This window comes from Pseudomonas sp. GM102, from assembly GCF_000282555.1.
Lineage (GTDB): Bacteria > Pseudomonadota > Gammaproteobacteria > Pseudomonadales > Pseudomonadaceae > Aquipseudomonas.
In genome coordinates this window covers 1-1,956 of record NZ_AKJB01000156.1, presented here as the reverse complement: position 1 = coordinate 1,956, position 1,956 = coordinate 1, and the positions used below count along the sequence as shown (strand labels likewise).

At 58.5% G+C, this 1,956-nt stretch carries 1 protein-coding gene; it reads left to right on the top strand.

Annotated features, from left to right (window positions below):
- Positions 1–430 precede the first annotated feature (430 nt).
- Positions 431–1,885: a group II intron reverse transcriptase/maturase gene (gene ltrA, locus PMI18_RS00020; protein WP_007908015.1), complete on the top strand. Its 1,455-nt coding sequence runs from the start codon at positions 431–433 to the stop codon at positions 1,883–1,885.
- Positions 1,886–1,956: the final 71 nt, after the last annotated feature.

Below are 1,956 nucleotides of genomic sequence, written 5' to 3'. Positions count from 1 at the left end.
TGGGTGCGCCAGGCATGGCGCGTTGCGCGCAAGCGCAACCAGCTTGGCTGTGGTGGCCTCGCTGGTGACTTGGAGGTGAAAGTCCTCTACACACCCGGCAAGGGGAAGTGTTAGCCAGAGGCAAGGGTGTCGCGGGTGACTGCGAATCTGAAGGAAGCCCGAGGCAAAATGCTGGCCTGACGAACAGGAAGCGGATAGAGGCGGCGTAGCGGGGTAAGACGGCCAAAATCGTCAAAGCCCAATACTTGCACGGAGCGCTACGACGTAAATCCGACAGGCATAAGCAGGAAGGTCGCGCGAATTACCCTGGGAGATCTGCACGTTTGCCGCTGTGCTACCGAGCGTCGTGAGGCGACGGGATGAACGTGCAGAAGTCAGCCGAGGCCGTAGTAAGTGACGAGTCACTCCGTCACCAAGGGCCGAACAGGTTATGCCGCCAGTAGGCGTCAGAGTCTCGTTGAATACCGAAATGCAGAAATTTCTCCCAGAGAAGACTGTTACCCCAAGTCCCGGACAGAATCCGAGGATGACGGCTGACAGCGCACAGGTATCGACGGCGTCTGTGACGTGGACGAACGCGGAGCCGGACACGCTGATGGAGCGGGTGCTTGCACCCGCCAACCTCAAGCGTGCGTTTCAACGCGTAGTCAGCAACAAGGGTGCACCGGGTGCCGATGGTATGACGGTCAACCAACTGGCAGGCTACGTGAAACAGTATTGGCCAATCCTCAAGACTCGGTTGCTGGCTGGCGAATATCACCCGCAAGGTGTACGCGCCGTCGACATCCCCAAGTCCAAAGGCGGAATACGGCAGTTGGGTATTCCCAGCGTCGTGGATCGCCTGATCCAGCAGGCTTTGCTGCAACAGCTCACGCCGATCTTCGATCCCTTGTTTTCGGACTACAGCTACGGCTTTCGTCCGGGCAGAAGCGCCCATCAAGCCATCGAAACAGCCCGTGACCACGTGGCGGCGGGACACCGTTGGTGCGTGGAACTTGATCTCGAGAAGTTCTTTGATCGGGTAAATCACGATGTCCTGATGGCGTATGTTGCGCGTCAGATCGAAGATAAACGCGTTCTTACGCTGATCCGTCGTTATCTTGAAGCGGGAACGATGTCAGGTGGACTCGTCAGCCGACGGCAGGAAGGGACGCCGCAAGGCGGCCCGCTCTCGCCGTTGCTGTCGAACATCCTGCTTAACGAACTCGACCGCGAGCTGGAACGACGGGGCCATCGCTTCGTGCGTTATGCCGACGATGCGAACATTTATGTGCGCAGTCATCGTGCAGGCGAACGGGTCATGGCCAGCGTCGATCGCTTCCTGGCTCAACGTCTGAAACTGACGCTGAATCGGGAAAAGAGCCGAGTGGCACGGTCTTGGGCCTGCGACTACCTGGGTTATGGGATGAGCTGGCATAAACAGCCGAAGCTGAGGGTGGCGAGCATAAGCCTGTACCGCCTGCGCGACCGACTCAGGGAACTCTTGCGTCGGGTACGGGCCCGCTCAATGAGATATATCGTTGAGCAAATGACTCCCGTGCTGCGTGGTTGGGCTGGCTACTTCAAGCTGAGTCAGAGCAAGCGGCCACTTGAGGAGCTTGATGGCTGGGTGCGTCACAAACTTCGCTGCGTTGTCTGGCGTCAATGGAAGCGGCCCTCTACGAGGGCGCGCAACCTGATACGTTTGGGAATCAACGAGGTGCGGGCGTGGAAATCGGCGGTCAATGGCCGAGGCCCATGGTGGAACTCGGCGGTCAATGGCCGAGGCCCATGGTGGAACTCGGGAGCGTCACATATGAATCAGGCGCTACCGAAGAAGCTATGGGATCGACTCGGACTAGTCTCAATACTGGATACGATAAACCGGCTTAATCGCATAACCTGAACCGCCGTATACGGAACCGTACGTACGGTGGTGTGAGAGGACGGCGGCTGTGAAGCCGCCTCCTACTCGAT